16 protein-coding genes are annotated in these 15,720 nt (G+C 68.1%); 5 read left to right on the forward strand and 11 right to left on the reverse strand.

Going from position 1 to position 15,720, the window contains the following annotated elements:
- Positions 1–23: 23 nt before the first annotated feature.
- Genes ABZX92_RS10525 through ABZX92_RS10555 form a run of 7 tightly spaced genes read right to left on the reverse strand, consistent with a single transcriptional unit; the run spans position 24 to position 5,454 of the window.
- Positions 24–278, reverse strand: coding sequence for a DUF6412 domain-containing protein (locus tag ABZX92_RS10525; protein ID WP_355556273.1), 255 nt, complete (start codon positions 276–278; stop codon positions 24–26).
- A gap of 40 nt (positions 279–318) precedes the next feature.
- Positions 319–1,059 (reverse strand): hypothetical protein, encoded by a 741-nt coding sequence (locus ABZX92_RS10530; protein ID WP_355556276.1) that lies wholly within the window; start codon positions 1,057–1,059, stop codon positions 319–321.
- Complete coding sequence (locus ABZX92_RS10535; protein ID WP_355556279.1) at positions 1,056–1,601, reverse strand: RNA polymerase sigma factor; 546 nt, start codon at positions 1,599–1,601, stop codon at positions 1,056–1,058. Before ABZX92_RS10535 ends, ABZX92_RS10530 begins: the two co-directional genes overlap by 4 nt.
- Before the next feature lie 45 nt (positions 1,602–1,646).
- Positions 1,647–2,234: a uridine kinase gene (locus ABZX92_RS10540; protein WP_355556282.1), complete on the reverse strand. Its 588-nt coding sequence runs from the start codon at positions 2,232–2,234 to the stop codon at positions 1,647–1,649.
- Positions 2,231–2,773 (reverse strand): DUF402 domain-containing protein, encoded by a 543-nt coding sequence (locus ABZX92_RS10545; protein WP_355556285.1) that lies wholly within the window; start codon positions 2,771–2,773, stop codon positions 2,231–2,233. Before ABZX92_RS10545 ends, ABZX92_RS10540 begins: the two co-directional genes overlap by 4 nt.
- Positions 2,751–4,040, reverse strand: coding sequence for an NAD(P)/FAD-dependent oxidoreductase (locus ABZX92_RS10550; protein WP_355556288.1), 1,290 nt, complete (start codon positions 4,038–4,040; stop codon positions 2,751–2,753). The genes ABZX92_RS10545 and ABZX92_RS10550 overlap by 23 nt, the downstream gene beginning before the upstream one ends.
- Positions 4,041–4,098: 58 nt before the next feature.
- Positions 4,099–5,454 (reverse strand): GAF domain-containing protein, encoded by a 1,356-nt coding sequence (locus ABZX92_RS10555; protein WP_355556291.1) that lies wholly within the window; start codon positions 5,452–5,454, stop codon positions 4,099–4,101.
- Positions 5,455–5,636: 182 nt separating this feature from the next.
- Between ABZX92_RS10555 and ABZX92_RS10560 the strand changes: the two genes are divergently transcribed.
- Positions 5,637–6,974 (forward strand): aldehyde dehydrogenase family protein, encoded by a 1,338-nt coding sequence (locus ABZX92_RS10560; protein WP_355556294.1) that lies wholly within the window; start codon positions 5,637–5,639, stop codon positions 6,972–6,974.
- A gap of 3 nt (positions 6,975–6,977) precedes the next feature.
- Here ABZX92_RS10560 and ABZX92_RS10565 read toward each other — a convergent pair whose 3' ends face one another.
- Both ABZX92_RS10565 and ABZX92_RS10570 read right to left on the reverse strand, forming a co-directional pair.
- Entirely contained in the window at positions 6,978–8,546 is a 1,569-nt protein-coding gene (locus ABZX92_RS10565; protein ID WP_355556297.1) for a beta-N-acetylhexosaminidase, read from the reverse strand.
- A 139-nt stretch (positions 8,547–8,685) separates the two neighbouring features.
- The gene (locus ABZX92_RS10570; protein ID WP_355556300.1) at positions 8,686–10,161 is read right to left on the reverse strand and encodes a CYTH and CHAD domain-containing protein; all 1,476 of its coding nucleotides are present in this window, start codon (positions 10,159–10,161) and stop codon (positions 8,686–8,688) included.
- A gap of 153 nt (positions 10,162–10,314) precedes the next feature.
- Between ABZX92_RS10570 and ABZX92_RS10575 the strand changes: the two genes are divergently transcribed.
- From ABZX92_RS10575 to ABZX92_RS10585, 3 genes are read left to right on the forward strand one after another with little or no spacing between them, the layout of a single operon-like run.
- A complete protein-coding gene (locus tag ABZX92_RS10575) occupies positions 10,315–11,124 on the forward strand; it encodes a hypothetical protein (RefSeq protein WP_355556303.1) in 810 nt (269 codons plus the stop codon).
- Between the two features lie 34 nt (positions 11,125–11,158).
- Positions 11,159–11,593, forward strand: coding sequence for an SRPBCC family protein (locus ABZX92_RS10580; RefSeq protein ID WP_355556305.1), 435 nt, complete (start codon positions 11,159–11,161; stop codon positions 11,591–11,593).
- Positions 11,590–11,901, forward strand: a complete 312-nt coding sequence (locus tag ABZX92_RS10585; protein WP_355556308.1) for a metalloregulator ArsR/SmtB family transcription factor — start codon at positions 11,590–11,592, stop codon at positions 11,899–11,901. The genes ABZX92_RS10580 and ABZX92_RS10585 overlap by 4 nt, the downstream gene beginning before the upstream one ends.
- Before the next feature lies 1 nt (position 11,902).
- On the opposite strand, the gene ABZX92_RS10590 is transcribed toward ABZX92_RS10585, so the two are convergent.
- Both ABZX92_RS10590 and ABZX92_RS10595 read right to left on the reverse strand, forming a co-directional pair.
- On the reverse strand, positions 11,903–13,429 hold the full coding sequence (locus tag ABZX92_RS10590; protein WP_355556311.1) for an amidohydrolase: 1,527 nt from the start codon (positions 13,427–13,429) through the stop codon (positions 11,903–11,905).
- Entirely contained in the window at positions 13,426–14,676 is a 1,251-nt protein-coding gene (locus ABZX92_RS10595; RefSeq protein ID WP_355556470.1) for a lysine N(6)-hydroxylase/L-ornithine N(5)-oxygenase family protein, read from the reverse strand. Before ABZX92_RS10595 ends, ABZX92_RS10590 begins: the two co-directional genes overlap by 4 nt.
- A gap of 93 nt (positions 14,677–14,769) precedes the next feature.
- Between ABZX92_RS10595 and ABZX92_RS10600 the strand changes: the two genes are divergently transcribed.
- Positions 14,770–15,717 (forward strand): methionyl-tRNA formyltransferase, encoded by a 948-nt coding sequence (locus tag ABZX92_RS10600; protein WP_355556314.1) that lies wholly within the window; start codon positions 14,770–14,772, stop codon positions 15,715–15,717.
- Positions 15,718–15,720: the final 3 nt, after the last annotated feature.

Here is a 15,720-nt window from a genome sequence, read left to right on the forward strand (position 1 = left end):
TCGAGTTGGGATTTTCAGGGACGTCAGAACGTCCCGCATCCCGGTGCTCGAGGACGGGGTTTGCCCGCGGCGTCAGGGTTTCGCAGACGCAGCTGGGCTGATCGCTGGGCTCGTTCCCTGATCGCGAGCGACCGCGCCGGCGCCACCGAGAGCGGCACCAGCGCGACGACCACGATCAACGCGAGGGCGAGCGCGGTGACGGCCGCGACGACCTCGGTCGGAGACGAGAAGAGCGTGAAGGCGTAGAGGGCAGGCAGGAAGACAGCGAGCATCAACATCGCTCGGTTCCTGGTCTCCGACCGCCACATGCCGCCGAGGTTACTTGATTTCGGCGCTCTCCGTCCCGAGCACTTCGCCACCGCGGCCGTACAGCGTGATCGAGACCGCGCCCGCCCTGCCCGGCCACCACGCGACGATCCACCCGTTGCCGAGCGTCGCGGCCACCTGCTTGCCGTCCTCGGTGTTGACGACCGCCTTGGTCACGTCGGCGCCGACCTCGGCGAGCACCGTCCGGCGCGGCTCGCCGTAGCCGGGCTCGGGGTCGAGCGACTCCATGCCCCGCATGCGGAACCTCGCCGCGCCGAGTGGCGGAATCGGCGTGCTGTTGCGGCCGCCGCCACCCGACTCGATTCCCTTCGGCGACCTCAGGCAGGACTGGTCGCCGTACGGGCCGGTGAACAACACCATGGTGAGATCACCACGCTGGTCGATGAGCGTCAGGTCGGCCGGCATCGGCGGGAAGTCGGGGAAGTCCCTCCGGTTGACCCGGTCGCGCTCGGCCATCTTCTCGCGGCAGGTCGCGATCAGACCGTCCACGTTCTGGCCGGGTGCGCGCGGTTCGGCGGTCCACGACGCGTACGCGGACGGGTTCGTCGGCGTCCACAACACGGTCGTCGCGACAGCCGCCGCGGCCAGCAAGGTCGCGGGCACGGCGATGCGCCACCAGCGACGGCGCGGCTTCGTGCTGATCTCGTTGAGCAGCGCGTGCTTGCGGACCTGCAGGCGCAACGGGTCGAGCTGTGGGATTTCAGGGGTGATGTTCCCAGGGGTGATGTTCACAGTGCCTCCTCAACCAGTGCGCCGCGGACCGTCCGTTGCGCACGAGCGAGTCGGGACTTCACCGTGCCGACCGGGATGCCGAGCAGCTCGGCGATCTGCGCCTGGCTCAGGTCCGACCACGCGGACATCTCCAGCACCTCCCGATCCCCCGCGGGCAGCTTCTCCAGCTGCGCGATCACCGCCTTGGTCCTGGTCTCCGCGTCCACCCGGCGCGCCACGTCATCCGCGTGGTCAGCGTCCGGATCGGGCAGCGGAACCTTGCCGAGTGCGGCCTTGTACCGCGTGCGCGAGCGTTGGTGGTTGCGGGTGACACCCAGTGCGACGCCGTACAGCCACGGCAGCAATGTCCCGTCGACCGTCACGGACGTGCGCTTGCGCCACGTCTCCATGAACACGACGGACATCAGGTCCTCGGCCACCGCCCAGACGCCGGTGCGGCGCAGGCAGTAGGCGAACACGGCTGGGGCGTGGCGTTCGAACAGCTGCCCGAACGCCGCGTCCTCACCGGCCCGTACCCGCCCCCAGAGTTCTTCGTCGGTCACGGACCCTCCTCTCTCCCCGTCTATGTCCGCGACGGGAGAGTTGGTTCACGACTCGACGAGACCTGGCCGATCCGGGTGGTCGTAGCGGACGAAGAGGTCTGCCACCGGCTCGTAGTCGTCGAACGCGGGCAGCGTCCACTGCTCGGTGGTCTTGCGTTTCAAAGCACCGGGGGAGAGCCACAGGTGGACGGTCAGCTCGGCCGGGAGCCAGCGGTCCAGCAGCAGCGTGCCGTCGACGATCACCACGCCGTTCTCGGGCACGTCGACGTACTCGGCGCGGCTGGCCCGGTCCGTCTCCGCGTTCCACAGCGACGGCAGCACCTTGCCGTCGAGCGCCGGGTCGAGCACCTCGCGCTGCAGGCCGTTCAGGTCGAACCAGTCGTGGCGGTAGGAGTACGGGTCGGTGCGGCCGTGTTCGAGCCGCACGGACGCCGGGCGCAGGAAGTCCTCAGTGGACACCCGATGCACCGCGCGACCCAAGGCGCGCAACGGTTCCACGATCGCGTCGGCGAGCTTGCCCGGTTCGGCGGCGGGTGCGCCGTCGATCAGCACCCGCACCCGGCCGGGCTGGTCGGAAATCCGGTCGACGATCTCTGCGACGAGCGTGTCGAACGTGAGGGGGCGAACCTTCACGGGTGCCAGTCCGCCCAGGCCGTGTCCCACCAGATGTCGCCGGACGCCAGCATCTTCTCGATCTTGACGCCCTCCGCCCGGATCGCCTCGGCCTCCTCCGCGGAGTACTTGCCGGACGCGACCTGCTCCTCGAACTCGTCGAGGTCGCGCTGTTCCCACGTGCCGTCGGGCGCCATGGTGTAGTCGAGCGCGTGGTCGAGAGTCTCGAACCCGTCCTCGACGCGGCGGTACGGCGCCTGGAGGTTGAGGTAGTAGTTGCCGAACACCCGGTCGTCGCCCTTCCAGAACAGGTCGACCGAGTAGGCGTCGTCCGGGCGGTGCAGCATGAGCTTGCCGTGGCCGCGCCAGAACCCGCGTTCGGGCTTGTCCCACGGGTGCGGATGGTGGTGGTCGGGGTAGGTGAGCCGGGTGCCCGGTTCCACGAACACCGCGAGCAACCCCGGCTCGTCCACGACCACCCTGGTCGGCATCTCGGACCAGACCTTGCCGTGCAGCACCTCCCGCCGCACGACCACCTCACCCGGCGTGAACAACCTCATGGGCTGAATTTACGTGATCACGGTGGGCGGCGTCGTCGGCCAGCATCTTCCGCTTGAGCGCCGGCACGGCGTTGGTGACGCGCAGGAACGTCCGCAGGAACGCCAGCACGATCCGGCCGATCACGGGCTTGTGGATCGCGCCGTTGCCGTCCATCTGCTCACGCGACGCCAGCACCGCCTCGAAGCCGTACTTGACCATCTCCTGCTCGTACTCGGAGATCGCCTGCACTGTGCCCTTCAACGAGGCTGGGTTGCCGTGGTGGGCCTCGGTCAGCTTGCGGCACAACAGTTCCGCGTCGCGCAGTGCCGTGTTCGCGCCGATGCCGCGGCCCGGTGTCATGAGGTGCACCGAGTCGCCGATCAGCGTCACGTTGCTCGACTCCCACGGCTCCAGGGGCTCCGACGTGCGGACCTTGATCTCGAACACCGTCTCCGGGTCGGCCAGCCGGAAGAGCTCGCGCAGGTTCGGGTGGAACTTCGGGGTCATGCTCAGCACGACCTCCTTGAGCTGCTCCTGGCTCAGGCCCTTCAGGTCCGGGAACTTGTCGTGCGAGGCCGCGTAGCCCCACATGATGTAGTCGTCCTCGACACCCTCGCCGTCGAACCGCATCACGTGGATGATCACGAACGCGCCCTTGGGTCCGTAAAGCAGCGTGACCCCGCCATCGGCGTATGGCGGCAGCAACTGCACGTTCTCCGGCGTGAGCGGCAGCTTGCCCGCGATCGTGGTGATGCCGGTGTCCGCGATCTTGGCGTGCGGCAGGTACTGCCTGCGCACCCTGGACTGCGCGCCGTCCGCGCCGACCAGCACGTCGCCGGTCTCGGACGTGCCGTCGTCGAAGAACGCGGTGACCGAGCCGTCGTCGTTGCGGCTGAAGCGGGTGAACGTCTTGTCGAACTGGACGACGTCCTCCAGGCCACCCAGCAACGCCGTGCGCATCGCGATGCGGCTGACCGACTTCTCGCTGCGGGTCTCGTCGGTGCCTGGCGCGAACTCGCCGACCAGCAGCTCCTTGTACTTCTCGGTGCGCATGTTGATGTAGCGCGGCGGCCTGGCGGTGGTGCGGACGAACTCGGCGAACACGTCCGGGGGTAAGCAGCTGTGCAGTGCCTTGCTGCCGTCCGGGCTGATGCCGACCCGGTAGCCGATCAGCATGCTGCGCGGCGTGCGGTCGCGTTCGAACAACGCCACGTCCACGCCGGCCTTCTTCAGCCCGTGCGCCAGGCACAGGCCGCCGGTCCCTGCTCCGATGATGAGTACGCGCATGAAATCCCCCTCAACTAAGTCTCTTAGCAAGGAAGATATTCAGTGGGTGAGACTCTTGTCAATCGTCTTGGCTGAGTCTCCTGAGTCGTGCCGAGCCGATGGCGCGCCTCACGTCGTCCACCGGAAGCAGCCTCACCAGCTGTTCCAGGGCTTCGACGTCGTGTTCGCCCGAGTCGGTCTGGGTGAACGTCCAGAGGGCGTTCGCGTCGCCGCGGGACAGCACGGCCTTGCGCACGCCAGTTGCGAGGTCGTCCCGTTCGGCCAGCACGACGGGCGCCTCGGAGCGTCTGAGCAAAGAGCCGCGGTAGCGGGAAGCGGCGAGCGGCACGTCGCCGTCCTTGAGCGCGGCCCGCACCGCGAGGAAGTCGGCCTCGACGTCAGCGGTGAGCCGGTACGGCCTGGTCGCGAGCACATCAGTGCCGAGCTGGGCGCGCAGGCGGTGCAGCTCCGCGCGCACGGTCGTGGGATTGCCGCGCTCGCCGTAGAGCCGCAACGCGAGCTGGTCGGCGGACAGCCTGCCGTGCAACGCCAGCGCGAACAGGATCTCCGCGTGTCTGAGCGAGATCGGCACCTCGCGGCCGTCGAGCACGACCTTGGGTTCGGGCAGCAGGAACGACAGCGACAGCACGGATCTGCGCACATGTCGTTGTCTGGGGATGCGCAGCAGGTAGCCCTGGGCGAGGGTTTCCAGCACGGCTTCGCGGCCGTCCGGCAGCAGGATCCGGTCGCTGGACACGTCGACGCGGGACGGCAGCAGCCCGTACGGCTCGACCGCGACGACCCGGCCGGTGGGGCTGAGCAACGCGCCCGGTTCGCCTCGCAACGCGATCAGGTGGCGCATGTTGCGCGCCCGCAGCTCCTCGTCCTGCGCGTGCATCCGGGCGAGCATCTCCGACTCGGCGAGCCTGGCCGAGGCGGACACCAGGGCCACCATCGACGGGTGGACCGTCTCGATCGGGCCGCTCAGGTCGACGACGCCGATCGTCGAGCCGCTGTCGGGGTCGCGGATCGGGCTCGCCGCGCACGTCCAGTGGTGGTAGGTCCGCACGAGGTGCTCGGCCGAGTGCACCGTGACGGGTGAGTTGACCGCCAGCGCGGTGCCCATCCCGTTCGTTCCCGCGGCGTCCTCGGACCAGCGCGTTCCCTCGGCCAGGCCGACGTCTTCAGCGCTGGTACGGGTGTCGTGGGAGCCCTCGCACCACAGGATGTGGCCCTGTGCGTCGGCGACGATCATGATGTGCTTCGCCTCCTGCGCGAAGCCCAGCAGGGTTTCCCGCAGCAGCGGCAGGCTCGGGTGCAGCGGATGCCGTTCGCGCAGGTCTGGGAGCTCGTCCTGGGCGAACACGGTCGGCGCGGTGTGCAGGTCGGGATTCACGTTGGCGGCGAGTGACCGTTGCCACGACGCGGAAATCACCGAGCGTGGCGAATCAGCCGTGCGAGTACCACTCAACACGGCATCTCTGATTCGGCTCAGCAACAGTGCGTGTTGCCCGGGTTCGTGGGTCACTGATCCATCCACGGCTTGCAACGAGCATGCAACGTTCTGCGGCCTACTTTCTCATTTCCTCCACCCATGACTTGCAGCGGGAGTCGAGAATGACGCAGTACGCGGCGCCGGGTCAGCCCGGCAGCGTGGTCGCGTACCGGCCGAGGTACGACCACTTCATCGGCGGCGACTACGTGCCGCCGGTCTCCGGTGAGTACTTCGAGAACGTCACGCCGGTGACCGGTGAGGTCTTCACGGAGGTCGCGCGCGGCACCGACGCCGACCGGGCCCGTGCGCTGCACGCGGCCAGTGGCGCCGCACGCGCGTGGGGGAGCACCACGCCCCGAGAGCGCGCCACGGTCCTGGTCGAGATCGCGGACCGGGTGGAGGAGCACGCGACCGAGCTCGCGGTCGCCGAGACGTGGGACAACGGCAAGCCGGTCCGCGAGGCCCTGGTCGCCGACGTGCCGTTGCTGATCGAGCAGTTCCGCCAGTTCGCCGCCGTCATCCGCACCGAGGTGGGCCAGGTCGAGCAGCTCGGCCGCAACACCTGCGACTACCGGTCGTTCCAGCCGCTCGGCGTCGTGCACGAGCGCGTGCCGTGGACGTTCCCGCTGATGGCCGCCTCCCGCGTGCTGGCGCCTGCGCTGGCCGCCGGCAACGCCGTGGTGCTGGAGCCCGCGCTGCAGACACCGGCGTCGATCCACGTGCTGCTCGGCGTGATCGCCGACCTGCTGCCGCCCGGCGTGGTGAACGTGGTCACCGGCTCCGCTGATCACCGCGTGCCCTCCGGCCGTTGCCCCAACATCTTCTTCTCCGACGTCACGGCCCAGCGCGACAGCTTCCTGGACAAGGCCCTCGAAGGCTTCGCGATGTTCGCGGCCAACCAGGGAGAGGTCTCCACGGCTCCGTCGCGGGCCCTGATCCAGACCGCCGCGTACGAGGAACTGCTGCACCTGGCGACTGTGCGCACGGAACAGCTGCGGCTGGGCGACCCGCTCAACACGGACACGATGGTCGGCGCGGTGGTGTCGCTGGAGCAGCGCGATCGTGTGCTGGCGTACATCTCGCGCGGCAAGGAAGAAGGCGCGCGGCTGGTGACCGGCGGCGAGGCCTCCGGCCACTACGTCCAGCCCACGATCTTCGAAGGTGATCACCGCTCCGCCGTGTTCGCCGACGACGTGCTCGGCCCGATCGTCTCGGTGACCCGCTTCGACGACCGCGACGACGCGGTGAAGATCGCCAACGAGACTGCCCACCAGCTCGGCGCGGGTCTGTGGTGCCGCGACGTGGCGATGGCGCACAACGTCGGGGCTGAGCTTCTTGCCGAGCGCGTGTGGGTCAACAACTACTACGCGTACCCGGCGAACACCGCAGTGCTCGCCGAGTACCGCCGCGTGAAGCACCTGCTGGTCAGCTACTCCGACCGCGCGCAGGGGTATTTCTAGGCCTTACTTCTTCTTCCAGGGCACCTGGGTGGACGCGTAGTAGTTGATGCCCTGGACCTTCCACCGCGGGGCCTGTGCGCCCAGCCGCGGTGCGAACTTGTCCCAGTTGTGGCTCGCGGCCGTCGACCAGCCGAGCTCGGCGGCCACCGGGAGCCTCGGGAACGCCATGTACTCGATGTCGGCGGAGGTCCTGATGGTCTCCGTCCACAGTGGAGCCTCAACGCCGCGGACGCTCGCCTCGCCGACGCCGTTCAGGTACGCGCCGGGGTTCCAGCCGTACGCGGTCTTGACCTCGACCAGCCCGGCCCAGTCCTGGCCCAGCTTGGTGTTCTTGTTGTACTTCATGTCGAGGTAGATCCGGTTCGCCGGCGACATCAGCACCTTGTTGCCGCGCTTGGCGGCCGCGGCCACGTTGGCGTCGGACGTCTCCGTGCCCCAGAACTGCGGCACGAGCGTGGTGTCCGTGGTGGTCTTGATGAACTCGTGCCAGCCGGTCGTGGTCTTGCCGTACTTCTTGACGATCGGCAGCACCCGGTTCATGAACTTCACGAAGTCCGCGTCCGGTGTCGAGAGTGCTTCGTCGCCGCCGATGTGGAAGTACTGGCCGGGCGTGATGGCCGAGACCTCCTTGACGACGTCCTCGATGAACTTGTAGGTGACGTCCTTGCTGATGCAGAGGCTGGAGAAGCCGACGTCGGTGCCGGTGTAGAGCGGGCGCTTCTTGCCGTCGCAGTTGAGCTCGGCGTAGCTCGCCAGGGCGGCATTGGTGTGGCCCGGCATGTCGAACTCGGGGATGACGGTGACGCCGCGGTTTGCCGCGTACGCGACCAGGTCCTTGTACTGGTCCTGGGTGTAGAAGAGGTTGCCCTTGCGGCCGCCCACCTCGGTGCTGCCGCCGATCTTGGTCAGCTCCGGCCAGCTCTTGATCTCCAGTCGCCAGCCCTGGTCGTCGCTGAGGTGGAGGTGGAAGTAGTTGATCTTGAACGCGGCGATCTGGTCGATGTAGCGCTTGACCTGGTCCGGGGTGAAGAAGTGCCGGGCCACGTCGAGCATGGCGCCGCGGTGCTGGTACCTCGGGTAGTCGAGGATGCTCGCGCCGGGGACGGTCCAGGGGCCCGGTTGCTTCGTCTTCGCTTCGGCCTTAGGTGGCAGGAGTTGGCGGAGAGAGGCGATGCCGTTGAAGTGGCCCGCTGCCGAGTTCGCTCGGATGATCACTTGCTTCGGGGTCACGTCGAGCTGGTAGCCCTCGTTGCCGACTTTGGGGTCGGCGTTGTTGAGGAGGACTATGCCGTCGCCGGTCACGCCGTCGGTGATCTGGAGCGGGAAGCCGGTGGAGGGGCGGAGGACTGACGCCAGTGCCTCGGCGGGCTTGCGGGCCGAGTCTGCCGCGATCTGGATCTTGGCGTCTTGGGTGAGGGTGAAGGTGATGTCTGTGCGGGGCTGGATCTGGACTGGCTGGGGGACCAGTTCCTGCAGCGGGGCTGCGGCGTCCGCGGTCGGTCCGGTCACCATGACTCCTGATCCGGCCAGCACCAGGGCTGTGAGTGCGGTGCGCACTCTGTTCGTGTTCACGCCAATCCTCCAAGGGCAAGGGGGGACCTTGTGGTGGCGGCGAAGGGATTACGGTTTCAGCCTCGGTGGTGGGTGTCAAGGTTCAGACCAATGCGCCGCCTGTCGGCGGGCGCGTCGGGTTCTGCCTCACCCGGTGGGGCTAGAGGTGTTCCTTGCTCAGCTTGTTCCACAGGGCGGGGAGCTCTGCCTCGGTCTTGTGGGCCAGCTCCACTTCCCTGCCGTAGAGGAGGCCGAAGGTGAAGCCGTTCTCGTCGCCACGGCCCAGTTCGAGGAGGACGGGGCGGGCCACCACCGAGTCCTGGTGTTCGCCCAGGAGTGTTTGGACGTCCTTGGCCCGCTTGCGGAGGGCCTTGGCGTGCTTGCCGAGTGCCGGTTCGGCTACTTCGGCGGAGTAGCGGAGGCGTTTGGCTGCTTTGCGGGCCTCGTGGAGAGGTTCGTCGCTGTTGTGGGCGTCCAGGGCCGCTTGTACACGGACGTCCAGGCGGTGGCGGGCCTTTTCCACCAGGCGGGGGAGGACCTCGCGTGCCTTGCCTGAGGCCGGCTTGGTCAGAGGAGGCGTGGCCAGCAAGGAGTCGATCGAGTTCAGCAAGGCGAAGTAGCGCCTGTTGTCGAGGGCGGCCACGGAGTCCTTGTGGGCCTTGGCTTCCAGCGGGGCGAAGTGACGGGTCATGCGGGCCGCTACGTCGCCCAGGGCCAGTTCTGGGGGAAGGGAGTGGAGAGCGTCCTCGAAGCGCATGCGGAGGACTTCCAGGTCGCGGGAGGTGCCCAGGACGGCGGCCAGCCACTTGAGTTCGTCGGTCAGTTCGCGGGTGGCGTCGCGGTCGACGATCTTGCCGAAGGCTTGCAGGGCCGAGCGCATGCGGCGGGTGGCCACCCGCATCTGGTGGATGGCGTCGTGTTCGTTGCGGCGGACTCGGGGGTCCTGGTTCTGGAGGGCCGCGCGTTGTTCGTGGAGGTAGGCGAGGACCACTTCGCCCGCGGTGGATTTCTTGCCGACGGACGGGATGGCGTCTCGTTTCACGCCGATCACCTGGGAGAGCTTGGACTTCGAGGCGGAGGGGTGGATGCCCGCGGTGCCCAGGTGTTGTTCGACGGTGTCGAGGAGCTTGCGGTCGCCGCTCGAGCCCAGCTCGACTTCGATCTCGCGCCACGAGGTGGTGGTCGTCGAGGAGCCCATGGTTTGGGCGGTGACCACGTCGTCCACCACTTCGGCGAGGAGTTCGCCGTTGCCGTTGGTGAGTTGCCAGCGGCGGCGGTTGGTGTGGATTTCGGCGATCGGGCCCAGGCCGGAGCCGCGGGTGTGGGCGCGGACGAGGGAGGAGAGGTCTTTCGGGGGCTGTTTCACGGAGCGGCCCAGTGGGGCTCGGACTTCCTGGCGGGAGTCGGCGTCGTCGGCCGGGAGTTTGAGGTGCCAGCCTTCGTCGTCGCCGCCCACTCGGCGGCGGAGTGTCACGCCGGCTCGGGCCAGGCGGTAGTCGTCGGTGTCGAAGTAGGTGGCTGCCAGGTCGAACTCCTCCGGGCCCGTCGCCACACCGGTGATGGTGGAGAGGTCCGGCAGACTCGCGTCCGATGGTGCCTCGTACTTGCGTTCGGTCTCAGTAACAGAGGTCGCCATTTACTAGTAATACCTCGTTTCTGCGCAGTTCACCCACTGTGGTGACGGTGCGTGAGGGGTCGTTGCCACGGCCGGGCGGAATCCCGACCTCGAATGCGTGTAATCAGTGGTGACCGCCTTGGCCGTGGTCGGTGTGTCCGGTTCGCTGGTCGGGTGCCCACGGAGAAGGAACGGCTTGAGGTCGTCGAGCCGCAGGTCGCCACGTTGATCAGTCACGTCGGTCAGCTCGCGGCGGAGCTGGAACGAGTCACAGCCCGGCTGACTGTGCTCGAACGGCGGTTGTCGGGGGCCGGGGACGGGCCGCTGGTGGATCTCGACGCGGTGGCGGGCGACATCGCGCCGCTGGTCGAGGCGTTGCGCAAGGCCTGGGACGCCGAGCAGGAGATCCTCGCCGATCCCGCGCGGGTCGAGCTGAAGCAAGAGGTGCTGGAGTTCGAAGGGCTCAAAGCTCGCCGGGACGACGCCAGGTCCAAGCTGGACGGTGGGAGGGTGCCCCGGTTCGAACGGGATGCGCTGTCGCACGAGGTGCGGCAGATGGAGTGGCTGATCAACGCCAACGAGGCGAGTGCGCGGCGGGCGGCCGAGCGGCTGGAGGCCGACGAGGACGCCGCCGGTGAACAGTGGCGGACCGAGGCGGTGCTCGCCGGGGACAAGGCTCGGGGAGAGATCAAGGACGCGGCCGAGCGGCGCATCTCGGAGGCGCTCTCGCAGTACGCGCGCATGCCCGTGTGGTTCCGGGTGGGGCTCGGGGAGATTCCGACGCCGGATCCGTCGTTCTGGCTGGAGTCGGCGATCGCGGTGCTCGCGTACCGGCTGGAGTACGGGGTGACGGACGCCGTCACGCCGCTCGGGGCGCCGCCGTCGGCCAAGAGCGGGTGTCAGAACTGGGTGCGCCGGACGAACGTCCACTCGGACATCACGGACCGGCTCACGACGCTGGCCGCCACGTTCCACCTGCAGTAGTCTTTCTGCAACCGCTCGGTTGCAGGAGGGCTCGATGGACCGGATCGAACGTGACGTGGTGATCAACGCGTCGCCGCGGCGCGTCTGGAACGCGCTGACCTCGGCCGAGCACCTCGGCACGTGGTTCGGCGACGCGGGTGCGACGGTGTCGGCGCTCGAGCCCGGCGGCGAGATCACGCTGACGTGGGCGGAGCACGGCACCGGGCGTGCGATCATCGAGAAGGTCGAGCCCGAGTCGTTCCTCTCGTGGCGCTGGTCCGGTCCGCTCGGGCCGGAGCCAGTACCGGGCAACGCGACGCTGGTCGAGTTCACGCTCACACCGCAGGACGGCGGCACGTTGCTGCAGGTCGTGGAGAGCGGGTTCACGCGGCTCGACCTGCCGTCGGAGGAGCAGGAGAAGTACGCGTCCGGCAACGTCGACGGCTGGGGCCATGAGCTGGACGAGCTGCGGGAGTACCTGGAGAAGTGAGTCAGGTCGACGATGTCTTGGCCGCGCTCGCCGATCCGATGCGCAGACGGATTCTCGATCTCGTGGCGGCGAGGGGCGCGGTGTCGGCGTCCGCGCTCGCGGGCGAGCTGCCGGTGAGCCGTCAGGCGATCGTGAAGCACCTCGGTGTGCTGGAGAAGGCCGGGCTGGTGGCCTCCGAGCGGGCCGGCCGGGAGAACAACTTCTCCGTGCGGGCCGAGGCGCTGGACGCCACCGCCACCTGGATGGCCTCGCTCGCCTCGCAGTGGGACAAGCGGCTGGCCGCGATCAAGAAGATCGCCGAGAGCTAGTTCAACGCTGAGCCATGAGGTTTCCGCCGACCATCGTCGCGAGCACCGGGATGTCCGCGATGGCGTCGCTCGTGCGCGGGTCGTCGCCGAGCACCACGAGGTCCGCGAGCTTGCCGGGCGTGAGGCTACCCAGCACGTGCTCCTTGCGGCACGCGTAGGCGCTGCCGAGCGTGTACGCACGGATCGCCTCCTCGACGGTGATCGCCTCGTCCGGTCCGACCGCCCGGCCGCCAGAAGATCGCCTGCGCACCATGAACTCGATGGCGCGCAACGGTGATCCGTCCGCCACCGGCCGGTCCGAGCTGCCCGCGACGGTGATCCCGTGGTCGAGGAACGACCTGCCGCGGTACATCCAGGGTGCCCGCTTTTCGCCCATGATCACGCTGTAGTCGTCGCCGTACGCCCAGAGGAACGTCGGCTGGACGACGGGTATCAGCCCTAGGGCCGCGATCCGTTCGAGTTGATCAGGCCGAACGAGACCGCAGTGCTCGATCCGGTGCCGCGCATCGTGGCGTGGTCGTTGCTGCTGCGCTTCGGCCACGGCGTCCAGTGCGAAGTCGATCGCGCGGTCGCCGATCGCGTGGATCGCGAGCTGCCACCCGGCGTGGTGCCCGTCGAGGATCGCCGCCCGCATGAACTCCTCGGTGTCGGCGAGCTGGCCCGCGTTGTCGCTACCGGCATAAGGCTCTGTCAACGCTGCCGTGCGCGCCATCATGCCGCCGTCGGTCCACAGCTTGAGGGCGCCCAACGACAGCATGTCGTCGCCGAATCCGGTGTGCAGACCGAGGTCGATCGCTCGTGAGATGCCATCGGCAGGATCCGCGTCAACGGGGTGAAGCACGTGCGCGGAGACCATCAGCTGCACGCGAATCGGGAGCTGAGCACGTTGGTACGCGGCGGCTTCCAGCGGGCTGCTCGCGATCAGTCCGGCGCCGATGCCCGCCTCGGCGCACATCGTCACGCCCTCGGCCAGCACCTGCCGCGCGCTCTCGTGCAGCTCGGCGACGATCTCGTCGAGCGAGTACGGCAGCCGCAACGAACGGGCGGCCAGCTGCTCGTTCTCGGTGAGCCAGCCGTCGCTCGTGATGCCCGGGAGTTGCTTGAGCACCACGGAGTTCACCACGCACGCGTGCCCGGAGAGGTCCGCGAGGTAGAGGGGCCGGTCGCCCAGGGCGTCCAGGTCCGCTGCCGTCAGCGGCCGGTCCATGATCCGCCGGTCGTAGCCGGACGCCTCGATCCACCCGTTGCCGGGCGCTTGAGCCAGCCGTTCAACGACCTGGGCGACCGTGGTCAGCCCGGTGACGTCGATCGTGCGGCGGCCGTTCCACGCGAGGTGCGTGTGGGCGTCGATGAAACCTGGTAGCACCACGGCGTTGCCGAGATCAACGGTCTCGGCGGCGGGCAGGTCGGCGACCTGCTCGTCCAGCCCGGCGACGCGGCCCTGCCAGATGCCGATCGTGTGCGCGGCGGGGTGTGCCGGGTCCATCGTGAGGGCCCGGCAGCCCGTCAGCTTGAGATCAAGTCTCATGCCGTCGCTAGGACGGGCACAGGAGTGTTGGTCAGCACGGACGCCAGGATCTCACCCGACCGCACCGCGACGTTGGACAGCAACGACGACGTGATGCCGTGCGAGTGCTCGGTGCCGCCCTGCAGGTAGATGCCGCCGCGCAACGACGACTGCACGCGGTAGTCCCGCCCCACGACCAGACGGCCTGCCTCGTCGCGTGCACAGGTGCCGTCCAACGAACCCAGCATCGGCGCGGCCTCGTCGTAGCCGGTCGCGAGCAGCACGAGGTCGGTCTCGATCAGGTCCTGCTCACCGGTGACGAGCGACTGGACCACCGCACGCGCGCCGCTCGAAGACTCCTCGACCGCGACGAGCCGGGTCATCTTCATCATCTTCAAGCGTTCCGTGCCGAGCACCTTCTCCTGGTACACGGTCCGGTAGAGCTGCGCGATGAGGTCGACGTCGACGACCGAGTAGTTCGTGTTGCGGTGGTAGTCCATCAACCGCTGCTTCACCGCGTCCGGTGCGTCGTAGTAGTGGTCGACGGCCTCGGGGTCGAAGATCCGGTTCGCGAACGAGCTGTCGTCGGCGGGGGAGTAGCCGTAGCGGGAGAACACCGAGCACACCTCGGCGTTCGGATACTCGCGGTGCAGGTACGCCACGGCCTCAGCGGCGCTCTGCCCGGCGCCGACGACGACGCAGCGCTTCGGGTCCTGCAGCTCGCTGATGCGGTGCAGGAACTGGCTGTTGTGCCACACGCGGTCCGACAGCTCGACGCCGGCCGGCACGGTGGGCCGCAGTCCGGTGGCGAAGACCAGGTTGCGTGCGTGGTACACGTCACCGGTGGCCGTGATCACCTCGAACAGGTCGTCCTCGATCGCTGCCACGCCAACGGCTTCCGTGCCGTACGCGACCAGGTCGTCGACCTGCGCGGCGGCCCACTCGAAGTAGTCGTGGAACTCGACCCGCAGCGGGAACAGGTTCTTGTGGTTCACGAAGTCGATCAACCGGCCGCGGTCGTCCAGGTAGCAGAGGAACGAGAAACGGCTGGTCGGGTTGCGCATCGTGACCAGGTCCTTGAGGAACGACACCTGCATGGTGGCGTCGTCGAGCAGCATGCCCCGATGCCAGCCGAACGCGTCCTGGCGTTCGAGAAACACCGCGGTGACAGGGGTTTCGGCCTGCTCGTTGTGCTCGGTGAGAGCGATGGCGAGCGCCAGGTTCGAGGGGCCGAACCCGATGCCGACGATGTCGTAGATCGGATGCATGAGCACCTAACTTAGGGAAGCCTAAGCTTGCTTTGCAAGCCCTTGGTTAGGTTAGCCTGACCGTATCGCATCTGAGTAGAGGAGGGCTCCCCCATGAGGGTCGTCATGTTCGGGTTCCAGACCTGGGGTCATCGCACCCTGCAGGCACTTTTGGCGTCCGAGCACGAGGTCGTCCTGGTGGTGACCCATCCCAGGGGTGAAGGTGCGTACGAGAAGATCTGGAGCGATTCGGTCGAGGACCTGGCTGTCGAGCACGGCGTCGAGGTCGTCGTCCGCGAACGCCCGGAGGACCAGGAGCTGCTCGACAAGCTGAAGGCCGCCGAGCCGGACGTGATCGTCGCCTGCAACTGGCGCACCTGGATCCCGCCGCAGGTCTTCGCGTTGCCCAAGCACGGCACGCTGAACGTGCACGACTCGTTGCTGCCGAAGTACGCGGGCTTCTCGCCGTTGATCTGGGCGCTGCTCAACGACGAGAAGGAAGTCGGCGTGACAGCGCACATGATGGACGACACCCTCGACGCGGGCGACATCGTGTTGCAGCGCTCGGTTCCGGTCGGTCCCCGTGACACGACGGCTGACCTGTTCGAGAAGACGCTGGAGCTCTTCGGCCCGATCACGGTCGACGGCCTGGCCGAGATCGCCTCCGGCCGCACGGACTTCACGAAGCAGGACCGTTCGCAGGCCTCGTTCTTCCACAAGCGAGCCGAGGAGGACCTGCGAATCGACTTCACCTGGACCGCCGAGGAGCTGGACCGCCTGGTGCGCGCGCAGTGTGCGCCGTATCCGAGCGCGTTCTGCTTCCACCGCGGTCAGCGCCTGGAGATCATCGAGGCGGAGGTCTCATCCGAGGTCTACGGCGGCACTCCCGGCCGGATCTTCTACCGCGAGGGCGACGGCGTGACGATCGTCTCCGGCGCCGAGGCCCGCCGCGGCCGCAGCAAGGCGTTGCTGGTCAAGAAGGTTCGCACCGCCGACGGGGTCGAGCTCAAGGCGCACGAGTACTTCAAGACGATGGGTGGATATCTCACCTCGCGGCCCTAACTG

Source organism: Lentzea sp. NPDC006480 (genome assembly GCF_040611995.1).
Lineage (GTDB): Bacteria > Actinomycetota > Actinomycetes > Mycobacteriales > Pseudonocardiaceae > Lentzea.

What these genes read in the sequence shown, in the direction of transcription:
- ABZX92_RS10525 (WP_355556273.1), bottom strand. Translation starts at nt 278, where the DNA reads ATGTTGATGCTCGCTGTCTTCCTGCCTGCCCTCTACGCCTTCACGCTC.
- ABZX92_RS10545 (WP_355556285.1), bottom strand. Translation starts at nt 2,773, where the DNA reads ATGAGGTTGTTCACGCCGGGTGAGGTGGTCGTGCGGCGGGAGGTGCTG.
- ABZX92_RS10550 (WP_355556288.1), bottom strand. Translation starts at nt 4,040, where the DNA reads ATGCGCGTACTCATCATCGGAGCAGGGACCGGCGGCCTGTGCCTGGCG.
- ABZX92_RS10560 (WP_355556294.1), top strand. Translation starts at nt 5,637, where the DNA reads ATGACGCAGTACGCGGCGCCGGGTCAGCCCGGCAGCGTGGTCGCGTAC.
- ABZX92_RS10570 (WP_355556300.1), bottom strand. Translation starts at nt 10,161, where the DNA reads ATGGCGACCTCTGTTACTGAGACCGAACGCAAGTACGAGGCACCATCG.
- ABZX92_RS10580 (WP_355556305.1), top strand. Translation starts at nt 11,159, where the DNA reads ATGGACCGGATCGAACGTGACGTGGTGATCAACGCGTCGCCGCGGCGC.
- ABZX92_RS10590 (WP_355556311.1), bottom strand. Translation starts at nt 13,429, where the DNA reads ATGAGACTTGATCTCAAGCTGACGGGCTGCCGGGCCCTCACGATGGAC.
- ABZX92_RS10595 (WP_355556470.1), bottom strand. Translation starts at nt 14,676, where the DNA reads ATGCATCCGATCTACGACATCGTCGGCATCGGGTTCGGCCCCTCGAAC.
- ABZX92_RS10600 (WP_355556314.1), top strand. Translation starts at nt 14,770, where the DNA reads ATGAGGGTCGTCATGTTCGGGTTCCAGACCTGGGGTCATCGCACCCTG.